15 protein-coding genes and 1 pseudogene are annotated in these 14472 nt (G+C 63.4%); 8 read left to right on the top strand and 8 right to left on the bottom strand.

The features are described from left to right. Nucleotides 1–60: 60 nt before the first annotated feature. Nucleotides 61–564 (bottom strand): GNAT family N-acetyltransferase, encoded by a 504-nt coding sequence (locus ACK59Z_RS18550; protein ID WP_108190839.1) that lies wholly within the window; start codon nucleotides 562–564, stop codon nucleotides 61–63. A gap of 17 nt (nucleotides 565–581) precedes the next feature. Then, the gene (locus ACK59Z_RS18545) at nucleotides 582–1295 is read right to left on the bottom strand and encodes an MgtC/SapB family protein (RefSeq protein ID WP_004374444.1); all 714 of its coding nucleotides are present in this window, start codon (nucleotides 1293–1295) and stop codon (nucleotides 582–584) included. A gap of 397 nt (nucleotides 1296–1692) precedes the next feature. On the opposite strand from ACK59Z_RS18545, the gene ACK59Z_RS18540 reads away from it, so the two are divergent. Continuing rightward, nucleotides 1693–2160, top strand: coding sequence for a sterol desaturase family protein (locus ACK59Z_RS18540; RefSeq protein WP_004374446.1), 468 nt, complete (start codon nucleotides 1693–1695; stop codon nucleotides 2158–2160). A 43-nt stretch (nucleotides 2161–2203) separates the two neighbouring features. Here the strand turns inward: ACK59Z_RS18540 and ACK59Z_RS18535 are convergent, their stop codons facing one another. After that, on the bottom strand, nucleotides 2204–3097 hold the full coding sequence (locus tag ACK59Z_RS18535; protein ID WP_012052327.1) for a bile acid:sodium symporter family protein: 894 nt from the start codon (nucleotides 3095–3097) through the stop codon (nucleotides 2204–2206). A 184-nt stretch (nucleotides 3098–3281) separates the two neighbouring features. Between ACK59Z_RS18535 and ACK59Z_RS18530 the strand changes: the two genes are divergently transcribed. The 7 genes and pseudogenes from ACK59Z_RS18530 to ACK59Z_RS18500 all read left to right on the top strand — a co-directional run bounded on the left by ACK59Z_RS18530 (nucleotide 3282) and on the right by ACK59Z_RS18500 (nucleotide 8766). Beyond that, nucleotides 3282–4145 carry a Dyp-type peroxidase gene (locus tag ACK59Z_RS18530; protein WP_108190838.1) on the top strand — a complete coding sequence of 288 codons (864 nt, stop codon included), beginning with the start codon at nucleotides 3282–3284 and terminating at the stop codon, nucleotides 4143–4145. Between the two features lie 89 nt (nucleotides 4146–4234). Beyond that, a complete protein-coding gene (locus ACK59Z_RS18525) occupies nucleotides 4235–5146 on the top strand; it encodes an aldo/keto reductase (protein WP_033725442.1) in 912 nt (303 codons plus the stop codon). Nucleotides 5147–5150: 4 nt separating this feature from the next. Continuing rightward, nucleotides 5151–6434, top strand: coding sequence for an NTP/NDP exchange transporter (locus ACK59Z_RS18520; protein ID WP_409293546.1), 1284 nt, complete (start codon nucleotides 5151–5153; stop codon nucleotides 6432–6434). Nucleotides 6435–6638: 204 nt separating this feature from the next. Then, nucleotides 6639–6764 (top strand): annotated as a pseudogene (locus ACK59Z_RS18515) (general stress protein); the annotation flags it as partial. Nucleotides 6765–6822: 58 nt separating this feature from the next. Further along, complete coding sequence (locus ACK59Z_RS18510; protein WP_004576237.1) at nucleotides 6823–7020, top strand: hypothetical protein; 198 nt, start codon at nucleotides 6823–6825, stop codon at nucleotides 7018–7020. Nucleotides 7021–7271: 251 nt separating this feature from the next. Then, nucleotides 7272–7859 carry a nucleosidase gene (locus tag ACK59Z_RS18505; RefSeq protein ID WP_108190836.1) on the top strand — a complete coding sequence of 196 codons (588 nt, stop codon included), beginning with the start codon at nucleotides 7272–7274 and terminating at the stop codon, nucleotides 7857–7859. A gap of 85 nt (nucleotides 7860–7944) precedes the next feature. Beyond that, nucleotides 7945–8766: a Ku protein gene (locus ACK59Z_RS18500; RefSeq protein ID WP_108190835.1), complete on the top strand. Its 822-nt coding sequence runs from the start codon at nucleotides 7945–7947 to the stop codon at nucleotides 8764–8766. Between the two features lie 22 nt (nucleotides 8767–8788). Here the strand turns inward: ACK59Z_RS18500 and ACK59Z_RS18495 are convergent, their stop codons facing one another. The 5 genes from ACK59Z_RS18495 to ligD are packed head-to-tail and all read right to left on the bottom strand — an operon-like array spanning nucleotide 8789 to nucleotide 14393. Next, nucleotides 8789–9448 carry a glycosyltransferase family 2 protein gene (locus ACK59Z_RS18495; protein ID WP_029615402.1) on the bottom strand — a complete coding sequence of 220 codons (660 nt, stop codon included), beginning with the start codon at nucleotides 9446–9448 and terminating at the stop codon, nucleotides 8789–8791. Beyond that, the gene (locus ACK59Z_RS18490; protein ID WP_108190834.1) at nucleotides 9445–10044 is read right to left on the bottom strand and encodes a bifunctional 2-polyprenyl-6-hydroxyphenol methylase/3-demethylubiquinol 3-O-methyltransferase UbiG; all 600 of its coding nucleotides are present in this window, start codon (nucleotides 10042–10044) and stop codon (nucleotides 9445–9447) included. The genes ACK59Z_RS18495 and ACK59Z_RS18490 overlap by 4 nt, the downstream gene beginning before the upstream one ends. 11 nt (nucleotides 10045–10055) lie before the next feature. Further along, entirely contained in the window at nucleotides 10056–10811 is a 756-nt protein-coding gene (locus ACK59Z_RS18485) for a PIG-L deacetylase family protein (RefSeq protein WP_108190833.1), read from the bottom strand. Continuing rightward, nucleotides 10808–11851 carry an acyl-CoA dehydrogenase family protein gene (locus ACK59Z_RS18480; protein ID WP_108190832.1) on the bottom strand — a complete coding sequence of 348 codons (1044 nt, stop codon included), beginning with the start codon at nucleotides 11849–11851 and terminating at the stop codon, nucleotides 10808–10810. Before ACK59Z_RS18480 ends, ACK59Z_RS18485 begins: the two co-directional genes overlap by 4 nt. A 40-nt stretch (nucleotides 11852–11891) precedes the next feature. After that, a complete protein-coding gene (ligD, locus tag ACK59Z_RS18475; protein WP_409293544.1) occupies nucleotides 11892–14393 on the bottom strand; it encodes a DNA ligase D in 2502 nt (833 codons plus the stop codon). Nucleotides 14394–14472: the final 79 nt, after the last annotated feature.

The following is a 14472-nucleotide window of genomic DNA, read 5'->3' as shown; positions in this document are numbered from 1 at the left end:
CGGAGCAGGGTTGCTGACCTGGAGGGAGATTGCGCAGGCGCCATGCGTCGCGATGAAACGCTAAAGCCCCAGACGCATTGCACAACGCCCGCTGAGACCGTGAGCATGCTCGCTTGCGAGGATGCTCTGGAGTCGTTCGCAAAGCCGGCTTTCCTGAAGCATCTCAAACCCTAAACGGGCATAAAACGGCGCATTCCACGGCACATCCACAAAGGTGGTCAGCGTCAGCTCGCGCACACCGGCGCAGCGCCCTGCATCGACCACTTGCTGCAGCAACCGGCGCCCAACACCTTGCCCTTGGGCCTCCTGGCGAACCGATATTTCATGAAGGTGCAATGCCTGATCCGCCAGCCGGGCGCAGGCAAAACCCACAATGCGCCCAGCCGGGTCCTGCGCCACCCAACTACCACCTGCCTCGACGAAAGCCCTGTGCGCTGCGCAATCCATGACTTCGCCTTGCGCCAGCCAGGCCAGTGCCGGCCAACTGGCAAAAGCCTGGGCTGCCGAGCGCTCGACGTCCGGCAGCCACGTGATGTCCCGTTCAAGGGTAGGGCGGATAAGCATGAGTCACTCCTGTCGTTCTAATCCGTCGCCAGCACCTGCGGCTGTAGTTGCCAGCGCACCGAGCTTACACCTTTCTCCAGGCTGACCCTGCTGACCAGGCGCTCCAGTTGCGCCGGCGCCTGCGCGGTGCCCAACAGCTCGGCGCGCACTTCCAGGCGCGCAGGGTTGTCCAGGTCCTGGCTCTGCAACGACTGCAGGCGCAGTTGTGGATCGCCCAGGCTGTGCAGCATCAGGCTACGCACCTGGATCTCGTCCTCGCCGCGGCAGACGATACGGACTTCGAAGTGCTGTTCCACCTCGCTGGCCGGCACCACGTCCTGACGGTCCAGGCGCTGGGCGATATCACGCAACAAGATGTTGGCGCAGAGCACCACCAGGCTACCCAGTGCCGCCTCCATCATCAGCCCGAGGCTGCACAGCACGCCGACCGCAGCCGTGCACCACAAGGTGGCCGCGGTGTTCAGGCCACGTACATTGAAACCATCGCGCATGATGACACCACCGCCGAGAAAGCCGATGCCCGACACCACATAGGCTGCGACCCGCGACGCATCGGCAGGCGCCATGCCTGGCACCGCCTGGGTCATCAATACGAACAGGCAGGCACCGGTACTGACCAGCGCATTGGTGCGCAGCCCGGTCAGGCGTTGGCGCAATTGCCGTTCGGCACCGATCAGCGCCCCCAGCACCAGGGCAATGCTGACGCGCAGCAGAAATACTTTCCAATCCATAGCAAACCTCTTCCGCAGGCACACGCCCGCATGAACGCCATCAATTGGCGCGGTTGAAATAACCAGAAATTGCGCAGGACCACGCGGAGGGAAGGAGAAGCGGGGGTTACAGGAAACCACCGTCTTGCCAGAGCGGCCAGACAGTGCAAAACACTGCCGGGCTAGCGCGCCACGCGGGCCTGTCGCAAGCGACTGGGGCTACTGTCCAAGGCAGGTCTCCTGTTGAGGAAGGCAAAATTGCGTCGCGGACCATACGCCGCAGGGCAGAGCAGGTCAAGGGCAAAAACATGACAATGGCTTCATCCGAGAACGGCCTGCTGCCGGTCACGCCCACATGGAAAAAACCCTGGGCAGCCGGTAACCTTGCGCCTTCCTTTGCCATCACCCGGACCGTTCCATGCTGTTCAATCTCGCCATATTGTTCGGCACCCTGGTGGCCATGGAGGGCGTTGGTACGCTGGCTCACAAGTACATCATGCATGGCTGGGGCTGGTGGCTGCACCGATCGCACCATGAGCCACACCTGGGCATGCTCGAAACCAACGACCTGTACCTGGTGGCCCTGGGGCTGATCGCCACGGCGCTGGTGGCGCTGGGCAAAAGTGGTTATGCGCCTTTGCAGTGGGTGGGCGGTGGCGTGGCAGGGTATGGGGCACTGTATGTACTGGCCCACGACGGCTTCTTTCACCGGCACTGGCCGCGCAAGCCGCGGCCGGTCAACCGCTACCTGAAACGCTTGCACCGCGCGCACCGCCTGCACCATGCGGTGAAGGGGCGCACGGGGAGCGTGTCGTTCGGGTTCTTCTATGCGCCGCCGCTGAAGGTGTTGAAGCAGCAGCTGCGCAGCAGGCGCAGCCAATCGTGACGCATCCCTGGCACGCCCGGCACCTGCCGGGCATTGGGTGACGTCAGTTCACGGTTTCACCCTTGGGCTCTGCCGCCACATGCCCGCGGCTCACCCACCAGCCAAACCCGGCCGCGGTAAAGAACATGATCAAGCTGTACAACGCAGCCGGCACCGCCATGGTCGCGTTGTTCAGCAGCGAAGGACTCAACGCCAGGGCAATCGCCAAGGTCCCGTTATGGATGCCAATTTCCATACCAATGGCAATCGCCTGGCGCTTGGGAATGTTCAACAGCCGCGGCACCCAATAGCCCACCGTCAGGCTCAGCAGGTTGAACAGGAGCGCCGCCAGGCCCACCACCGGTGCGTACTCGACCACTGTCTGCCAGTCCTTGGCCAGTGCCAGGACGATGGTGAAGGCCAGGAACAGCGCAGCCACCAATTTCATCGGTTTTTCCATGCGCGCAGCGAACGCCGGGGCAAAATGGCGAATCAGCATGCCCAGCGCCACCGGCAGCAAGACGATGGCGAACACCTGCATGACCTTGGCGAACTGCAGTGGAATAGCCTGGTCCGAGGCCATGAACCAACTCAGCGACAGGTTCACCAGCAACGGCATGGTCAGGATCGCGATCAGTGAGTTGACCGCCGTCAGGGTGATGTTCAACGCCACGTCGCCGTGGGCCAGATGGCTGAACAGGTTGGCCGTGGTACCGCCCGGCGAAGCAGCCAGCAGCATCAACCCCACTGCCAGGGCAGATTCCAGACCAAAGCCGTTGGCGATCAGGAAGCACACCAGCGGCAACAGCAGGATCTGGCACACCAGGCCCACCACCACGGGCTTTGGGTACTTCACCACGCGAGCGAAGTCAGCCAGGGTCAGCGACAACCCAAGGCCAAGCATGATGATGCCCAGGGCAAGCGGCAGAAACGCAGTGAGCAGGGGCGAGGCGGTCATGAGTGGTCTCTCGGGCGAAGGATCTGAAGCAGTGTAGGTCGGCCTTGATTGATAGCTAATTGCAAAGGGCCAGCTCTTGGTAACCGTTTGTTACCACGTGCAGCGGCTGGCGAGGCTGCATGCCGCATTGCAGCAGGCATGCAGGCGAAGTAGCATTCCGTTTTTACCTTAGGATTAGCCTGATATGCCGTTCCAGCAAGGTCTGCTTGCCACCCCGGTGCCGGCCCACGCCCGTCACCTGTTCTTCACCCTGCAGTCGCCCGAGGCGTTGCCTGCCGCGCTGGATGCCTTGCTGCCGCAGGTCGATGGCAAACAGTTGCTGCTGGGCGTAGGCGCCCCGCTGGCCAAGGCCCTGGGCCGTGAAATACCAGGCCTGCGCCCGTTCCCGCTGCTGGATGCTGCAGTGGAGAACCCCAGCACCCAACACGCCCTGTGGCTGTGGCTGCGTGGCGACGAACGTGGCGACCTGCTGCTGCGCGCCCAGGCCCTGGAGCAGGCGCTGGCACCCGCCCTGGGCCTGGCCGACAGCGTTGATGGCTTCCTGCACCGGGGCGGCCATGACCTTACCGGTTATGAAGACGGCACCGAAAACCCGGTAGACGAAGAAGCGGTGCAAGCGGCCATTGCCGCAGATGGCTCCAGCTTTGCCGCGTTCCAGCTGTGGAAGCACGACCTGGAATACTTCAAGTCGCTGCCTCAGGCTGACCAGGACAACATCATCGGCCGTCGCTTGAGCGATAACGAAGAACTCGACGACGCCCCCGAGTCCGCGCACGTCAAGCGCACCGCCCAGGAAAGCTTTGAACCCGAGGCGTTCATGGTCCGTCGCTCGGTAGCCTGGGCCGACCAACGCGGCGCCGGCCTGGCTTTCGTCGCCCTGGGCAAGAGTTTCGAGGCATTCGAGGTGCAGCTGCGGCGCATGAGTGGCCTGGAAGACGGCATCATCGACGGGCTGTACCGCTTTAGCCGCCCGCTGACGGGGGGCTACTACTGGTGCCCGCCAATGAGCGAGACGGGTGTTGATCTGAGCCCCTTGCTGCGAGCCTGATCTCTAAACATCCAGATACAGAAACACCCGCAGGCGAGGGACAGAGCGGCTAGGCTTGAAAGTTTCCGATTCATGACGGGAGATTTTCCATGTACGCACGTCGTGAAGTCCTACGCGCAGGTGCAACATTGGGGTTGCTGGCCGCCGCCAGCCCTTGGCTGCACGCTGCCGCGCCGGCGGGTTTGCTTGCGCGCAAAGTCCCGTCCACCGGTGAAGCGTTGCCGGTGATCGGTGCCGGGACGTCGGGCAGTTTCGAGGTAGAAAGCGGTTCGCCCCAGTACCTTCAGCTCAAAACGGTGCTGAAGGCATTTTTCGAAGGCGGCGGCCGGGTGATCGACACCTCGCCCAACTACGGGGGCGCCGACAGCATTCTCGGCCAGTTGCTGGAAGAGGGCGGCTGGCACCGCCAGTGCTTCCTTGCCACCAAGATCGCCGCCAATAGCCGGGCTGAAGCACAAGCGCAGTGGGCCGGCAGCCTCAAGAGCCTGCGCACCGACAAGGTCGACTTGCTGCAGATTCACAACCTGCGCGACTGGCAGACCCAGCTGCCTTATGCCCGCGAGCTGAAGCAGCAGGGCGGGACGCGTTATGTCGGCATCACCCATTACCTGAACAGTGGCCACGACGACGTCGCCCGTATCGTGCGCAGCGAGCCGCTGGACTTCATCCAGATCAACTACTCGGTCAACGCGCCGGACGCTGCCCGGGAACTGCTGCCCCTGTGCCAGGACAAGGGCGTTGCGGTGTTGATCAATCGGGCCTTCGACGATGGCCGGCTGTTCGCCCGGGTCAAAGGCCAGGCCTTGCCGGGCTGGGCTGCCGAAGCAGGCATCGGCAGCTGGGCACAGCTGTTTCTCAAGTTCGCCATCAGCCACCCGGCAGTGACCACGGTCATACCCGCTACCAGTCGACCTGACCGCCAGCTCGATCAGCTCAAGGCCGGGCATGAGCCAATGCTCACCCAAGCGCAGCAACAGGCGCTGATCACACAGTTTGCCTGACACCATGCAAGCCTGGCGGCGGCGCCTGGACCAAGGGCTGAACATTCAGCCTGGTGAGGGGCCGGCGGTCATCGCCGGCTTGCTGCTGTTCTACCTCCTGTTCACCGGTTACTTCATGCTGCGCCCGGTGCGCGAAACCATGGGCGTTGCCGGTGGCGTGGAAAACCTGCAGTGGCTGTTCACCGGCACCTTCATTGCCACGTTGGCGTGCCTGCCGCTGTTTGGCTGGCTGGCATCCAGGGTGCAGCGCAGGCATATCCTGCCTTGGACTTATGGTTTTTTCGCCAGCAACCTGTTGCTGTTCGCGGCACTGTTGGCCGGTAACCCTGACGATCTCTGGACCGCCCGGGCGTTCTATATCTGGCTGTCGGTGTTCAATTTGCTGACGATCTCGCTGGCCTGGAGCGTGCTCGCCGATCTGTTTTCCACCGCCCAAGGCAAGCGGCTGTTCGGTCTGCTGGCAGCCGGGGCCAGCCTGGGCGGGCTCAGTGGCCCCGTGCTTGGCACGTTGCTGGTGGCGCCGCTCGGCCATGCCGGGTTGCTGGTGCTGGCGGCGGTATTTCTGCTGGGCAGTATCGGCGCAACACTGTTCCTGCAACGCTGGCGAGCACGCCAACCTATTGCGATGCAAACCAAACACCAGGACGCGCGGCCACTGGGTGGCAACCCGTTTACCGGCGCCACCGCCGTCCTGCGCTCGCCCTATCTGCTAGGCATCGCTTTGTTCGTGGTATTGCTGGCCAGCGTCAGCACATTCCTGTACTTCGAGCAGGCGCGTATTATCAGCGAAACCTTCACTGACCGCACCCGGCAGACACAGGTGTTCGGCCTGATCGACACGGTTGTGCAGGCCCTGGCCATCCTCACCCAGGTCTTTCTTACCGGGCGTCTGGCCCGTCGGCTGGGTGTCGGTGTGTTGCTGGTTACAGTGCCGCTGATAATGGCTGCCGGCTTCTTGTGGCTGGCGCTGGCCCCGGTGTTTGCCCTGTTCGTGGTGGTGATGGTGGTGCGCCGGGCAGGTGAATACGCACTGGTGCGGCCAGGGCGGGAGATGCTGTTCACCGTGCTGCCCGCCGAGGACAAGTACAAAGCCAAGAACTTCATCGACACGGTGGTCTACCGTGGCGGCGATGCGCTGAGCGGCTGGGTCAAGCGTGGGTTGGACGTCATGGGCGAGCACCCGCAATTGGCGATGCTGATCGGCGCGCTGCTTGCCGTGGGCTGGGCCGCGACGGGTGGCTGGCTGGGCCGGCGCCAGGCGCGCATGGATAGCCCGCCGCACCACTGACACGCGCACCAAATACGGCGATGCCGCTTATTTAACGCCACCGGTCCGAACCTCTCGTAATAAAGCGAATCTGCCGATATCGCCGAACTCCGAATCTGTGTACGGCATCTTGCCGTGCATTCCGAAGTCATATGAGGTTTGAACACCATGGCCACTAAAGACAACAGCCGCACCGGCAATCAACAAGGCAGCCAAGGCGGTAACAAGAACCCGGGCAATTTCGCCAATGACCGTGAAAAAGCTTCCGAAGCCGGTCGCAAAGGCGGCCAGTCCTCGGGCGGCAACATGCCCCACGACCGCGAGTCGGGCCACAAGGGCGGCCGTTCGTAACTGACCGACGCGCAGTGCCGGGGCGACCTGGCACTGCAATTATCCAAGGGGGTACTCCATGCGACTGACTCCACTGATCATCCTGATGGCGGCGCTGAGCTTGGTCGGCGGCTGTTTCGACCGCGACAATGACCACCCCGGCAAAGATTCCGACCCCAGTAAACCTTCACTGCAGATGCAGCAACCTGATTCCCAGCCGGCACCGCAGCCTGCGCCCGACCCCGAGCCGATGCCGGGGCAGAAGCCGAGCCAGTAAGTAGACAAGGAGCACGGCATGACGGTGATGAACCGCAATGCTGCAAGCGCTGCGTAGCCCGCATTCGTTGCAGCATTGCAGGCTCAGGGCCGGATCCGCAGTGGGCCGCCGCCGGCAAATAGCCGTTGGTGAACGACGATCGAGGGGCAGCACCCGCTTACCAAAGGTGACGGTGTAGGCAGGACTTGCATTTAGGCTGTGTTGACCGACAATGGCCGCGCCCTTTGCAGCCACTCGGAAACACCTGCTCCATGATGCTGATCAAGCAATTCCCCGACATTTCCCTGAATGACACGCTGTTCGTCTTTGCGCTTGAGGCCGAGGCTGGCGATGTCTTTACCGAGGTGAACACCGTGTTCACCGGCATTGGCAAGGTCAATGCCGCAATCGCCCTGACCAAGGCGATCGCCACGCGCAGGCCCAAGCTTATCGTCAACCTGGGCTCGGCTGGCAGCCAGCGTCATGGCAAGGGCGAAGTCGTGTGCTGTAACCGCTTCGTACAACGCGACATGGATGTGACCGCGCTGGGCTTTGCCCGTTATGAAACACCCTTGTCCGACACCCCGGTGGTACTCGAACACGGGGCGGCAATACCCGGCCTGGCTGTGGAAACCTGTGGCAGCGGTGACAGCTTCGAGATCAACCATGGCGACGCGCCTTACGACGTGGTCGACATGGAAGCCTACGTGCTGGCATTGATCGCGCGTGACGAAGGTATTCCGTTCGTGTGCCTGAAATACATTTCCGATGATGCCGGCAGCGAAGCCGCGGGGGATTGGGCGGTGCAAGTGCACCTGGCGGCCGAAGCGTTCAAGCGGGTGCTGTTCAGCCAGGCGTGACGGTCGCCGCAGGGCAGGCCAGCTAAACCTTTGTCGCTCGGCGCAGTCACTTCTGGTATCAGCAGGCAACCCTGGGAGCACCCTCATGGCTCGGGCAATCTGGAAAGGCGCCATCAGTTTTGGCCTTGTGCACATCCCTGTGGCACTCAATACCGCCGTGCGCACCGAGCGTGTGGACTTCGACTGGCTGGACAAACGCAGCATGGAGCCGGTCGGCTACAAGCGGGTGAACAAGGTGACCGGCAAGGAAATCGACAAGGACAATATCGTCAAGGGCGTAGAGTTCGAGAAGGGCCGCTATGTGGTGATCAGTGAGGAGGAGATCCGCAAGGCCCGGCCCGAAGCGACCCAGACGATCGATATCTTTTCCTTTGTGGAAGCGGGCGATATTCCGCTGCAGCATTTCGATACGCCGTACTACCTGACCCCGGACCGCCGTGGCGGCAAGGTGTACGCCTTGCTGCGCGAGACGCTGGAAAAGACCGGCAAGGTGGCACTGGCCACCGTGGTATTGCATACCCGGCAGCACTTGGCGCTGCTGCGGCCGCTGGACCAGGCGCTGGTGATGATCACCTTGCGCTGGCCTGAAGAGGTGCGCGGGCTGGAAACGCTGGAGCTCGATGCCAGCGTGACCGACAGCAAGGTGGAGAAGCGTGAACTGGAGATGGCCAAACGCCTGGTGGAGGACATGAGCGGGCCCTGGAAGCCTGAGGATTATCACGACGCCTTCCGCCAGACGATCATGGACCTGGTGGAAGAGAAGGCCAGCAAGGGCAAGATCGAGGCGGTGGAGAAGGGCGACGCAGGGGCGGCCGAGAAAGGTGCGGACATCCTCGACCTGACCGAACTGCTCAAGCGCAGCCTGGGTGGCAAGAAACCGGTGAAGAAAACGCGCAAGGCTTCATGAACACCGCCGAAATCCATTGATTTCAGGACTGCGCCTGCAACCCGGCCAGGTAATCACCAAACCCCTCGCGGGCGCGGCTGTCGCGCCGGCTGCTGGTGGCCACGCTATGCCTGGCGGTCCAGACGATCTGGGCGCCGCTGGCCTGCAGGTCGCTGACCAGTTGCACATCTTCATGCGCCGCCAGGGGCTGGAAGCCACCCACACGCTCGTAAGCATCGGCGCAGACCCCCAGATTCGCGCCATGCACATGCCGATGCCCTTCACACGCCTGGTAGCGGCTCTGGTACAGCTTGCGCAGCGCGGCGGTCTGCCAGGGTTGCCAGTACTCGATATGCACGGTGCCGCAAACCACCTCGGCGCTACAGGCCAGCTGCGACAGCAGCCAGTGCGCCGGGACCCGGCTGTCCGCATCGGTGCACGCCAGCCATGTGGCGCCACGCTCGACCATGTGCGCGGCCCCCACACGACGTGCCATGCCGACATTACCGGCTTCCACCTCCAGCATGTGTACTCCGAAACGCCGCGCCACGGCGGCGCTGCCGTCGCTGCAACGGTCCAGTACCACCAGCACTTCCACGTGCAGTCCCGCTTGCTGCGCCTGCCGAGCAGCCACCAGCACCGCCCGCAGGCATCGCCCAAGGCGGCGGGCTTCGTTATGCGCCGGGATGACAACGGCGATCATGGGCAAGTCTCATCGAGATCGACGACGCTTGGCTGGCATGACCAGTATTCCAGCAAAAAGTCCGCCTCCTCATGCCGAAACTGGTGATGCAACGGCAGATGCCGGGTCAATAGGCGGTGCACTTCGCGACCGTCCTGCGGGCAACCCGCGATAGGGTGCTTCCAGTGGCAGGCCAGCAGCGCACCGTCGTAGCTGAGGCTGGCCAACGATTGTTCGATGACCTGCAGCCAGTCAGTGGGATCGAGGTAATAGCCCACCTCGCTGAGCACGATCAGGTCAAAGCGCCCGCCTGGCCAGTCCCCCGGTAACCGGGCCAGTTCGACCGAAGCATTGTGCAGGTGCGCCAGGCGTTCCCGGGCCAGGCCTACGGCCGTGGGGTCCAGGTCCTGGCACAGCAGGTCGGCGCAGCGTTCGGCCAGTAGCGCACTGAGCTCGCCATTTGCGCAGGCTGGCTCGAACACGCGCTGATAGCACTGGCGTGGCAGGCTGGCCATCACCAGCTCGCGTTTGCGCTTCTCGTACCAGCGGGTGCGAAAGGCCCAAGGGTCTTCATTGGTGGCGTATAGCTCGGCAAAATACTGTGGATCGAGGCTCATGACAGCTCCATTCAAAGGAACACCAGTTCGAAAGGTTGCAGAAGGCAATCCAGCAGGTGCGGCGGTAGCACCGGCGGCTGCTCGCCGTCCGGCTGCAGCTGGCTGACATGGGCGGCCAAGGCCTTGCGCTTGCGTGCCAGACGGCTTTCATCGAGCTGCACGCGGTGCGCACGGGGCCATGGCAGGCGCGGGTCGTCAGGCTCGGCCCAGTGCCAGGCCCAGACCGGTACCTCAGCCAAGTGCACCCCACGGGTTGCCGCCGCCTGCGCAGCGGCGCGGCCGACGGCCTCGTGATCGCAATGGCCATCACTGCGCCAGGTGGCCATCAGCAGGTCATTGGGGCGAAGTAACTGGGTGAGGTGACTGGCCAGAAACGCTTCTTCGCGCGGCAACTGGCCGTCCTTCAGATGGAGCCTGCGCCAGTCCAGGCGTTCAAGGTCCAGGTCGAGCTGTTGCAGGGCCTGTCGGCTTTCCTGGGGGCGCTGGCGGCGCAAGCGATGTTCGGTCCAGTGGCTAGAGCCGGGGTGGCTGCCTTCGCCGTCGGTGGCGGAGATCAGCACCAGCTCATCCTCACGCCCCTTGAAGCCTGCCAGCAGGCCGCCAGCCATGAGAATTTCGTCATCCGGGTGCGGCGCAATCAATACCAGCCGGCGCCCCGGCGGGCACAGTTGGCGTGCGTCGAGCCAGGTTGCACGCGCCAGGTGCGCGCTATGCTGCCAGGCTGTCCAGGGCGTGCCACCGGCGGACTGGATCAGGTTCTGGTTCATAGCTGCCATACCCCCGCTGGCAAGTGGGCCAACTGCTGGCCCAGCATCGCCAGATCGCGCTCGGCATGGCTCTGACGCAGGAACACCGGCAGGTCGGCGCTCAGCCGGGCAAAATGACTGCTGCGACAGAACGGCGTGGCCCCCAAGGCACGCCCGACGTGGCTGATGACCTGCTCTACGGCCTGTTCTACCTGGGCGCGGGTGCGGCGAACTTCGAAACTGGCATCCACACCGGGCTGCTGATCGATCCAGGCAGCACATTCACGCAATGACGCACGGGCGCCATGCAACGCAGCATCCACAGCGCCCAGATGCGCATCGGCATGCGGGTCTGGGCGGGGTTTGCGGCAATGTTCACGCAGGTAATCCGCCAGCGCCTCGGCCGCGCCGTACCAGCAGGCAGCGATACCTGCACCGCCTTGCCAGAAGCCAGGGCGCGAGAGGTATTGGCCCGGCGCGCCAATGAGCGTGCCTGGGGTATCGTTGAACGCCACCTCGACACTGGCGGTAGTGGCCATGCCAACGGCCTGCCAGTGCTCGATGTTCAGGCCCTGGCTCGGCTGTGACAGCTCGATTGCCACCAATTGCGGCTGCTCGGCCTCATCCCAGGCGGTAATCAGCGCGCGATCGATCTGCAAGGCACCGGAACACCAGGCCTTGGTGCCACTCAGGCGCACCTGGTCGCCTTCACGCGCAGTGATGTGGACCCGCGCATCGGGCGGCTCTGCCGCCCATACGCCCCAGATGCCGTCGTTGGCGTGGTGCGCTGCGCCGCATTCCGCCAGGATCGCCAAGGCATCGGTATGGCCCTCATAGAGCTTGGCCAGTGCCAGGTCACAGCCGGCCACCCGTGCCAAGGTCTGCCAGCGACGCAAGGTGTTGCCTTGCCCCGGCAGCGGCAGCAGGTCGAGGTGATCAGCTTGCAGCGCCTGGATCAGTTGCGGCAATTGGGTATCGAGGTTGAGCGGTAGCTGGCGTTCGCCAAAGGTGCGTAAAAGGCGGTCAAGGGTGGTCAGGTTGAAGTCCTGAACGATGCTCATGGGCGGGGCTCCCGGGTCGTGTCCAATCGCAGGGGCGTCATCATTCGAGCCCTAGCTGCTTGCGCATGCGCGCGGTGATCGACTGGCGTACCTTGCCCATGTCGGCCCAAGGGTCGTCGACCTCCGTCAGACGCTCGCGCAGGTTGGTGATGTTCCATTGGTTGGCGGCCTTGATTTGCGCCAGTTCCTCACGCCAGATAGGTACCGATACTGGCAGCCCGTCACGGGCTCGCAGTGAATAGGCGCACGCCGTGGTAGCGCCCTTGCCATTGCGCAGGTAGTCGATGAAGATGCGTCCCACGCGATTTTTTGGCCCCGACACCGCGCTCAGGCGCTCCGGAAACAGCTTGGCCAGGTAATTGACGATGGCGTGGCTGAAGTCCTTGACTTCGTCCCAGCCGGCACGCCGGGTCAAGGGCACAACCACGTGAATACCCTTGCCACCACTGGTTTTCAGGAACACCTTCAGGCCCAGTTCATCCAGCAGGGTGAGGGCCAGTTGGGTCGCCTCCACCATCGCCTTCCATGGCAGCGCAGGATCAGGGTCCAGGTCGAGGACAAAACGGTCCGGCTTGTCGAAATCCTTGTCCGTGGCGTTCCAGGTGTGCAGTTCCAGCATGTTCATCTGCACCGCGCCCAGCAGTGTATCCGCGCGATTGATGACCATCGCCGCCTGGCCTGCCTCGGCCTTTTCATAACTGAGCACGTTGGGTATGTGCAGCTGGCCCGCGTTTTTCTGGAAGAACAGCTCGCCACCCAGGCCGTCCGGGGCGCGCACCAATGCCACCGGGCGGTGCTTGAGCTGGGGCAGGATCCACTGGCTGATGCCGGCGTAATACTCGGCGACTTCGCGCTTGGTCACACCCGTGGTGGGATCAATGACCCGGTCGGGGTGGGTCAGCCGCAGTTCACCCAGGTTCTCAGACGCCTTGGCCTGCTTGTTGCGGTTGGATACAGTTTTTGCGGGCATGGCGCGCTCCAGGTCAATGGCGGTTGCCGCCTTGTCATCGCGCAGGCCGTGGAACACCGAATGGCGCACGATGCCGTCACGGGTCATCTGGGCAAAGGCGACTTCCGCCAACAACTGCGGCCGCAGCCAGTGCACACCACGCGCTTCGGCTCCGGCAGGCGGCGAGGGCAGGGCAGGGCTGGCGATTTCCAGGGGCTTGAGCCGCGCGTGGATGCTGGCCAGTGTCGTGGTATTGAAGCCGGTACCAACCTTCCCGGCATAGCGCAGCTCGCCACTGTCATTGTCGTGCAGGGCCAGCAGCAGGGCACCGAAGCCGCTGCGGCTGCCTTTGGGGTCGGTGTAGCCGACGATCACGAATTCCTGGCGTTGCTTGCACTTGAGCTTGATCCAGTCTGGGCTACGGCGGCCGCTGTAAACACTGTCAGCACGCTTGCCGATCAGGCCTTCCAGCTTCAGCCGGCAGGCACTGTCGAGCAGTGAGTCGACAGGTTGGTCGAAGTCGGCGGAATACTTGATGACGTCCGAATGGTTGTGCTCAAGCAGTTGGCGCAATGTCTCGCGGCGGTGCTGCAGCGGTAGCTGTCGCAGGTCCTGACCGCCCAGAAATGGCAGGTCGAAGAGGTAATAGGTGATGCGTTCGTCGTGCTCGGTATCGAAGGCATTCTGCAACGCCTGGAAGTCAGCCATGCCATTCTCATCAGCCACCACCATTTCGCCATCGAGCCAGGCCGAATCGATGCCCAGTGCGCGCAGGGCATCCAACTGCCGGGGCATCTTGCTGCTCCAGTCATGGCCGTTGCGGGTGAACAGGCGGATGTCCTGGCCCTCGATGCGGGCCAGGATACGGTAGCCATCGAACTTGACTTCGTAGCGCCAGTCGCCGCTGGGGGGAGAGTCCACCAACGTTGCCAGCTGTGGCTGTAGCTGTGCTGGCAAGGGTGCCGTTTGAACGTTGCCGGGGCGTTTACGGCTGCTGCGCGGTGTTGCGGCTTTGGGTGCAGCGGGTTTGCGTGGCACCAGCGTGCGCTCGCTGAGCACGCTGTCGGGCAGGGCCTCGACAATGCTGTACTCGGTTTCGCTGCGCGCCTGGGCGTCGTGCGACTTGACCAGCATCCATTGCTCTTTCTTGCCGGCCAGGTGGGTGCGGAACAGGTTCCACACGCCGCCTAGCTTCTCGCCTTGCAGGCGGAAACGCAGCTTGCCTTTGGCGTAGGCTTCATGCGCATCGCCTTCAGGCTCCCAGACACCGCGGTCCCAGACGATCACATCGCCTGCACCATAGTGGCCTTCAGGGATACGCCCTTCGAAATCGGCGTAGTCCAACGGATGGTCCTCCACATGCACTGCCAGGCGGCGCACTTTGGGGTCCAGCGATGGGCCTTTGGGGATCGCCCAGCTTTTCAGGGTACCGTCGAGCTCGAGGCGGAAGTCGTAATGCAGGTGACTGGCGTCGTGCTTCTGGATGCAGAACTGCAGCGCATGGGCCCGCTTGCCACGTTTGCGTTTGCCGCTGGGCTCGGGCGTGGCGTTGAAGTCGCGCTTGCGCGCATATTCCTGCAGGGGCTTGGCCATGGCGGGCTCCGGGCAGATCACAGTCTCTAAGGTGGGAGGTGCCGGCCGAGGCGGTAGTTCAAAAAACTCTGAATCTTCC

The sequence above is a fragment of the Pseudomonas sp. KCJK9058 genome (assembly GCF_046230975.1).
GTDB classification, from domain to species: domain Bacteria; phylum Pseudomonadota; class Gammaproteobacteria; order Pseudomonadales; family Pseudomonadaceae; genus Aquipseudomonas; species Aquipseudomonas alloputida.
This window is presented reverse-complemented; position numbering and strand designations above follow the sequence as displayed.

Bases quoted from the DNA above. Each gene is read 5' to 3' on its own strand.
- ACK59Z_RS18550 (WP_108190839.1), bottom strand. From the start codon at position 564: ATGCTTATCCGCCCTACCCTTGAACGGGACATCACGTGGCTGCCGGAC.
- ACK59Z_RS18545 (WP_004374444.1), bottom strand. From the start codon at position 1,295: ATGGATTGGAAAGTATTTCTGCTGCGCGTCAGCATTGCCCTGGTGCTG.
- ACK59Z_RS18495 (WP_029615402.1), bottom strand. From the start codon at position 9,448: ATGATCGCCGTTGTCATCCCGGCGCATAACGAAGCCCGCCGCCTTGGG.
- ligD (WP_409293544.1), bottom strand. From the start codon at position 14,393: ATGGCCAAGCCCCTGCAGGAATATGCGCGCAAGCGCGACTTCAACGCC.
- ACK59Z_RS18500 (WP_108190835.1), top strand. From the start codon at position 7,945: ATGGCTCGGGCAATCTGGAAAGGCGCCATCAGTTTTGGCCTTGTGCAC.
- ACK59Z_RS18490 (WP_108190834.1), bottom strand. From the start codon at position 10,044: ATGAGCCTCGATCCACAGTATTTTGCCGAGCTATACGCCACCAATGAA.
- ACK59Z_RS18510 (WP_004576237.1), top strand. From the start codon at position 6,823: ATGCGACTGACTCCACTGATCATCCTGATGGCGGCGCTGAGCTTGGTC.
- ACK59Z_RS18535 (WP_012052327.1), bottom strand. From the start codon at position 3,097: ATGACCGCCTCGCCCCTGCTCACTGCGTTTCTGCCGCTTGCCCTGGGC.
- ACK59Z_RS18480 (WP_108190832.1), bottom strand. From the start codon at position 11,851: ATGAGCATCGTTCAGGACTTCAACCTGACCACCCTTGACCGCCTTTTA.
- ACK59Z_RS18505 (WP_108190836.1), top strand. From the start codon at position 7,272: ATGATGCTGATCAAGCAATTCCCCGACATTTCCCTGAATGACACGCTG.
- ACK59Z_RS18520 (WP_409293546.1), top strand. From the start codon at position 5,151: ATGCAAGCCTGGCGGCGGCGCCTGGACCAAGGGCTGAACATTCAGCCT.
- ACK59Z_RS18525 (WP_033725442.1), top strand. From the start codon at position 4,235: ATGTACGCACGTCGTGAAGTCCTACGCGCAGGTGCAACATTGGGGTTG.
- ACK59Z_RS18485 (WP_108190833.1), bottom strand. From the start codon at position 10,811: ATGAACCAGAACCTGATCCAGTCCGCCGGTGGCACGCCCTGGACAGCC.
- ACK59Z_RS18530 (WP_108190838.1), top strand. From the start codon at position 3,282: ATGCCGTTCCAGCAAGGTCTGCTTGCCACCCCGGTGCCGGCCCACGCC.
- ACK59Z_RS18540 (WP_004374446.1), top strand. From the start codon at position 1,693: ATGCTGTTCAATCTCGCCATATTGTTCGGCACCCTGGTGGCCATGGAG.